The following is a 350-nucleotide window of genomic DNA, read 5'->3' as shown; positions in this document are numbered from 1 at the left end:
CCAGGTCCTCCGAGCCTTTCCCCGACGAGCCTAGAGCCAGGGAGAACCAAGTGGACCTCAGACTTTTGGATGGAGTTGCTGATTTCTTGGAGAACTTTGTCATTCAGCTACGTCTGCCGAAGGGTGCCATTGAATCTGCGAAGCGATCCTTGGAAGAAGGTCGCGGTAAGAAGAAGAAGTTGAAGCAACTCCTGCCCATACTGGCACTCCTGCAACTGAAGATCCAGTCCCTCATCCCCGTCTTCCTCGGAATCATTGCCTTTGCCGCCGTCAAGGGTCTTATGTTAGCTAAAGCAGCGCTCTTGGCTTCCGGTTTAATACTCCTCAAGAAACTGCTTTCCAAAAACGAC

At 51.7% G+C, this 350-nt stretch carries 1 protein-coding gene; it reads left to right on the top strand.

Annotated elements, in window-relative coordinates; translation table 11 throughout:
- A partial coding sequence (locus F0L74_RS34895) for a DUF1676 domain-containing protein (RefSeq protein WP_149842268.1) occupies positions 1-350 on the top strand: 350 nt, incomplete at both ends.

The sequence above is a fragment of the Chitinophaga agrisoli genome, assembly GCF_008386695.1.
Classification (GTDB): Bacteria; Bacteroidota; Bacteroidia; order Chitinophagales; family Chitinophagaceae; genus Chitinophaga; species Chitinophaga agrisoli.
The sequence above is the reverse complement of the archived record's forward strand: the minus strand, read 5'-3'. Positions and strand labels throughout refer to the sequence as shown.